Source organism: Candidatus Melainabacteria bacterium RIFOXYA2_FULL_32_9 (assembly GCA_001784615.1).
Taxonomy (GTDB): domain Bacteria; phylum Cyanobacteriota; class Vampirovibrionia; order Gastranaerophilales; family UBA9579; genus UBA9579.
In genome coordinates this window covers 1-6,512 of the sequence record MFRQ01000112.1, presented here as the reverse complement: position 1 = coordinate 6,512, position 6,512 = coordinate 1, and the positions used below count along the sequence as shown (strand labels likewise).

The following is a 6,512-nucleotide window of genomic DNA, read 5'->3' as shown; positions in this document are numbered from 1 at the left end:
ATCGCAGCAAACACAACAACTTATGCTTCAAATATAGGAGCTACTCCTAATCCAGGAGATTTCTATTACTATAGAGTTATAGCAGTTAACGGTACAAGTAAATCTCAACCGTCTAACACAGCTAACACTCAAATTAGTATTACAAATCCACCAACAGCGCCTGGCAATTTAACCTCTCTAGTAGGGAAGGATATAAGTGGTAATAATGCTGTTGTTTTAAACTGGCAGGATAATTCAAGTGATGAGCAAGGATTCAATATATATGTATCCAATTTAGCTACAAGTGGCTTCACTAAGCTAGCTACACTTGCTCCAAATCAAAATCTTGTAGTACATATCCTTAATTCATTATCTGGTAATACAACTCTATACTACTTGATTAAAGCATTTAATTCAGGTGGAGAGTCTACACCAACAAACACAACATCTGTTAATGTTCAATAGATGCTCGTAGAGTAACCGATTAATCATGAAGAGAGAGTAAGTTTCCTCTGGAAACTTACTCTCTCTTACATTATATCTTTCGATTTCTGTCCCAACAATTAGAAGATTTAGAAGATAGCTCTTATGAGGGAGCTATCTTCTTTAATTTAACCTTGATACCCCTCATCTAATAGTGCTCTAATATTATTTGAATTCAGTTTTTGAAGTACTGATTCCGGCATATGCTCTTTATATAAATATGCTAACTTAACTTTTAACGATTTTGTCTTCGTTAAGTTGTAATTTAATGACATGTCATTTGTCCATTGAAGTTTATAAGGATCATCCCCACGTAAAAAGTCTATGTAATCAAGCTTATTCTCAAATGCATATTTAATAAACTCAATCATTAATAATTTTGTAGGTGAGTATTTTTCATAATCTGGATCAATCGTACCATTCCAGAATGAAATGCTTTTTTTATTTAAAAGCACAATATCATAAGCAATAGGAACATTGTTACACTTCAAATATACAATCATTTTTGACTCAGGATTACCGTTACAAAAATAATCTTTAATAAAATTTGCTTTTCCTTTTTCTATAAAATAGCAGAATCTATCATTTATACCTTTTTCCATCAAGTCTTTTTGTCTTTTAATGTTCATATTAGCTACAATTTCAATATCTTTTTCTGTAATATCCTTTTTAAAAACATACTCAACCTTATCAAAATCCCTTTCCAATTTATTTTGAAGGCGCCTTAAATCTTTTTTAAGGTTTTTACTTAGTTGATTAATATAATCATCACTTGATTTAAACCCTGATAGTTGAATTTTATGACATTCTCTGTATGACTGAAATTTTAAATTCAATGACTCAGCATACTTTTGCCACAAATCAAAATTAGGATAATATGAATTTATCTGACCAAGCCCAAGATAATCATAAGAAATATCGTTTAATGCAAAATCTATCAGGGATTTAAAGATTTCTTCTCTATTCTCATCCTGTTCGATTAAAAAATCGAGATAATCAGAAAGATCTCCACCGAGAAAACATAGTTTTGTGAATTTTAAATATTTTAAAATGCTCAAGTGCTTGAGATATAAGGGCGCAATTCCTACTATTTTATTGCCCTTTTGCGCTACAAGAATTTTAAGTTCATCTGACCCTTTATGCTGCTTCCACCAGGTATGCATCCAGTCAAACGTATTTACTGTGATCAATCCTTGAGCTAATCTATCCCATTCATCTTTCAGTTCTAGAAATTCTTGTTCATTTTTAATAACTCTAATATTCATAATATAACTCCAGATTTTCTTACTAATACAAGTACTTTGTTTCAAAAATTATAATAATTGTTACAGGAGGGTACGTTCTCGGAGAAACCTTGCCTGTCTAACAAGCACAGTGACGGAGAGAATTTACCCTCCTAAACTTATAAAACAATTCACTCGTTAGAAATCAACCTGATAACTCTCATCCATTATTAGTCTAATATCTGCTGAATTAGATTTAGTTAATAATGCTTCAGGTAGAAATTTTCTGCTATAAAATATGAGTTTAGCTTTTGCTGATTTATTAGTTATTAAGTTGTAAATTTTAGAGGATTCATTAGTCCAATAAGCTTTATATGGTTCATTTCCTTCCAAAAAGTCAAAAAACTTATAATTATTTATAAAAGCATACTTTATTAGTTCATTTACTAGTATTTTTTTGGGTGAATATCTCTCATAATCAGGATCAAATGCACCATTCCAATATGACCAAGTATTTTTAGACAATACTGATAATGAATATGCAATGGGTACTCCATTAAGTTTCATATAAATAAGCATCTTTGTGTCAGAATTGTCTGTACAAAAATAATCTAATATGAAATTTCTCTTTTTCTCATCAAGAAAATAACAGGATCTGGTATGATCACCTTTTTCATAGAGATATCTTTGCCTTTTAAGGTTTATATTAGCGATTATCTTGATATCTTCTTTTGTTATGGCTTCCTTAAAAATATATTCCACATTTACTTCTTTTATTCGGTTATTAGCATTCCTCAAATGTTTTTTATGATTTTTATTTAAATTTTCATAATATTCATCATAAGATTTGAAATTAGAAAGATTTACTTTACGACTTTCCACTGCATATTCAAAGTTTAGTCCATATTTTTTAGCATATTTTTGCCATAAATCAAAATTTGGACAACAGGAATTAATCTGATTAAATTCTACAAAATCAAAACGTACATTCTTAAAAATATAATCTAATAAAGTATTAAAAGATCTCTCTTTGTGCTCATCCTCTTTTATAAAAAAATCAATATTGTCAGAAATTCTTGCGCCAAGAAAAGTTAGCTTTTTTATGGGAATATACTTTAATGCTGTTGAATTTTCAATATAAAGAGACGCTATACCAACAATTTCATTATCTTTTTCAAGTACTAATACTTGAAGTTCATTACCCTCTTTATGATTCATCCACCAATAATATATCCAGTCAAATTCATTGGTTGAATAAGTAGCAAGCCTATTCCAGTCCTCTCTGAGTTTCTGGAATTCTATTTCATCATTAATTACCTTAACTATCATGTATTCCCCCCTCGTCAAGTGATGATTTTATGCTGGTTGATCTAAATTTATCTACAAGAGGTCGTAGTAAACCAAATTTAAACAAATATGCCAGCTCTGCTCTGAAATTTTTCTTAGATAATATGTAATTTGTAGTTATATCATTTGTCCATTGAAGTTTAAACGGATCACTGCCTCTCATAAAGTCGAAATATTCATAATTATTTTCATATGAGTATTTAATAAGTTCATTGAAGAGTAATTTTGAGGGTGAATATACCTCGTAATCAGTATCAAAAGCACCATTCCAGTAACATAAACCTTTATCGTTTACCAATATCAAATTGTAAGCAATAACCTTGTCATCACACTTTAAATAAGCAAGCATTTTTGAGTCTGAATTACTATTGCAGAAATAATCACTTATGAAATTTTTTTCTTGCAAGTCAGTAAAATAACAAAATCTGTCTTCTTTTCCTTTTTCTATAAGAAATTTTTGTCTTTTGATGTTTATATCAGCAATTATTCTTATATCTTCAGGAGTAATATCACTCTTAAAAGTATATTCAACATTTTTAAATTCTTTTTTAACTTTATTTTGTCTTAACTTTATACTCTTTTTATGATTTTTTCCCAGCTGATTAAAATATTCATCATAACTATCGAACTTATTTAACCTGAGAATATGACATTTACTGAAAATACCGTAATCAATAAACTTTAATCCGAGCTTCTTAGAATACTTTTGCCATAAATCAAAGTTAGGATAATCACTGTTAATTTGTTTTAGTTCTAATATGTCAAAGGAAAATTTGTTTAATACATAGTCTAAAAGTGCTACAAATGTAGATTCTCGGTTCTCGTCCTGCTGAATTAAAAAATCTAAATAATCAGAAATCTTTCCCCCAAGAAAAGTTACTTTTTTAAAAGAAAGAAATTTAAATACATTAATGTTTCTGACATATAAAGGGGCAATCCCGACTGTTTTACCATCTTTTTCTGCCACTAAAATGCTTAAATCATTACCTTCTTTAAAATGTTTCCACCAAATATGCGTCCATTCAAACTTGTTAAAACTAATCATATCTTGTGCAAGTCTATCCCAATCAGTCTTAATAACAATAAAGTCTTCTTCATTGTCTATAATTCTTATATTCATATACATCTCCATTCTCTGCTCATAAGCAAAAGTCTTTATATGAAATTTAAATACTCTTTGAAAGAATATTTAATAGACAGAAAAGCAATTTTAAGAAGACTACTTTAATTAGTCCATAGTATATTTAATACATTTAAAAAAACTTATAAGCTAAAGAGAACCTTAAATATGAGATTCTCTTTAATATTTGCTAAACAAAGCTAATTATATACAGGGATTTCCTGCATATGCAATCCTTAATATTGCTGCCAGTTCTTTATCAACAGTTACTAAATCTTCTTTATTTAAATTCCTGAAAGATGTTTTACCAACTGCCTGAGTGGCATGCTGCATTTCAATTACAGATGACTTTAAAAAGTTTGCTAAGTTATTGGCAGATTCATCTATATCAAGTTTGTCTATTAATTTACCCTGAGCCAAACTAAGCTGAACAGGCACACTCTCAGGTACAGCTTTGACAACTTGAGTTTGTAATGAGGCCATTATGGCTATTGTAGCTATATATACTGCGTCTGCTCCTAATGCAAGAGCCCTCAAAAAGTCTCCTGGTTCTTTTAGCCCACCAGTAATTATTAAATTGTATTTGCTTTTTAAATTATTATCTTCTAGCCAGTTAACAGCTCTGGCCAAACCTAGCAAGGTGGGAAAGCCTACACTATCTTGAAGAGTTGGGTAAGATGATGATGTACCACCCTCAGATCCATCAATAGTAATAAAATCAGCGTCTGTTTGTGCTATTATTTCTAATTCCTTTTCAATAAAGTGCGTGGCCGCAATTTTTATTCCAACTGGAACGTCATACTCAGATTTTAACTTATTAATTAAATCAATAATATCTTGAGTTGAGTTAATACCTGGCATTCTGGAATGAATTACGGCATCTTTGCCGTCTGGAACATTCCATATTCTTTTTTGATAATCAGTAACTTCACTTGCTGGCTGTACATCATCTGTAGCTCCACCCCATGCGCCTTGGCCAAGCTGTACCTCTATAGCATTTACTCTTTTTAACTGTTCTGGTTTGCTTAACCAACCACCTCTATTATATTGTCCTATTAAATATTTTGCAGCTTCTCTTTCACTGTATACCAACGTACTTTCTCCGGTATTAGTTGCTGTTCCTGCTAAACTAGCACCTTTAGCAAGAGCAATTTTCATTTGTTCACTTAATGATCCGCCATTTGACATTGCTGAAATCATAATTGGTATATCTAATTCAAGAGGTTTCTTAGCCCGTGGACCTATAACAGTTTTTGTTTCAATTTTTGTATAGTCTTCAGGTGGGATCTGAAATAACTGCCTCGGATTCAATAAAATTTTATTCCAAGATGACAAGTAATTAGGGCTTCCAAGAGGCCTGGTTAATTCTGTTCCTCTTTCCGCTCTTAAAGCTGCCTCAACTATTGATCTTAAGGTTTCCTTTTGCACTACAGGAACCATTAAAAATAAATTATCAGAATAAAGTTTGGTAAATATTTCCTGAACTGCACCATCGATAATTGGATTTATGCCTTTTTTTAATATATCCCACGTAAAAGTCATATTCATCTCCTTGATTTCACTCATTTTACAGTGGTACATAGAGTATTTCATTTAATCTAGAATTTAAAGAGTCATATTAGCAATAAAAATCGATATAACTTACCTATTTTTGTAAGTTATAAAACCTACAACTTTTTGCGCATAGATATAAAGTTCAATAAAGCTATATAAAAGATTCATTAAATTTCACTATATTTAATTTCAGGTTAGGCACAGTTTAGGCACAAACCCTAAAAACAAAAAATCGGCTTTCGCCGAAAGTGTTGATTTTATTATTGGGCCCGGTAGGATTCGAACCTACGGCTAATGGATCATGAGAGCGTTTTTATAGCTTGATGAAGTTTGATAGAAATTGATCTTTTCTTTGTGGCAGTTGGATTTGTGAGAATGATCATTTTGTGTCAAAGCTTATTAAAATAGGATTAATTACACAAGAATTACACAAGATTTTTTTATTCTTAATCGAAACAGTCCGAGAATGTATTATGTTTTATTTATCAAGTTTTAAATAATCATTAATAGTATTTAATTTTGGTGCTTGCTTAGAAAATGTTAAAATACACTAATAATAAAGAGTGTCATTGCAAGGTGACAGAGTCACTTTTTTAAGTCATATTTCTAATAACATACACTGTCATTGCGAGCACCGAAGGTGCGTGGCAATCTATCTGGTGAACATTGGAAAGATTACCAAGGTGACACAGTCACCTTTTTAAATTCTATAAATACCGAAAACTGCAAATATTAGAAATCTATTACCAATCATTAAATATTATTCTAGGCAAGCACCTTAAGTTTTTCTTTATTATATTTAAATC

The 6,512-nt window shown here is 30.5% G+C and carries 4 protein-coding genes and 1 pseudogene; 1 reads left to right on the top strand and 4 read right to left on the bottom strand.

The genetic code is table 11. The annotated features are described in order from the left end of the window. Positions 1-444, top strand: a pseudogene (locus A2255_04310) (hypothetical protein). A 146-nt stretch (positions 445-590) separates the two neighbouring features. Here A2255_04310 and A2255_04305 read toward each other — a convergent pair. The 4 genes from A2255_04305 to A2255_04290 all read right to left on the bottom strand — a co-directional run bounded on the left by A2255_04305 (position 591) and on the right by A2255_04290 (position 5,694). Next, positions 591-1,727 carry a hypothetical protein gene (locus A2255_04305; protein OGI18245.1) on the bottom strand — a complete coding sequence of 379 codons (1,137 nt, stop codon included), beginning with the start codon at positions 1,725-1,727 and terminating at the stop codon, positions 591-593. A 156-nt stretch (positions 1,728-1,883) separates the two neighbouring features. Beyond that, positions 1,884-3,014, bottom strand: a complete 1,131-nt coding sequence (locus tag A2255_04300; GenBank protein OGI18244.1) for a hypothetical protein — start codon at positions 3,012-3,014, stop codon at positions 1,884-1,886. Further along, complete coding sequence (locus A2255_04295) at positions 3,004-4,152, bottom strand: hypothetical protein (protein ID OGI18243.1); 1,149 nt, start codon at positions 4,150-4,152, stop codon at positions 3,004-3,006. Before A2255_04295 ends, A2255_04300 begins: the two co-directional genes overlap by 11 nt. A 204-nt stretch (positions 4,153-4,356) precedes the next feature. Continuing rightward, positions 4,357-5,694: a glutamate synthase gene (locus A2255_04290; protein ID OGI18242.1), complete on the bottom strand. Its 1,338-nt coding sequence runs from the start codon at positions 5,692-5,694 to the stop codon at positions 4,357-4,359. Positions 5,695-6,512 lie beyond the last annotated feature (818 nt).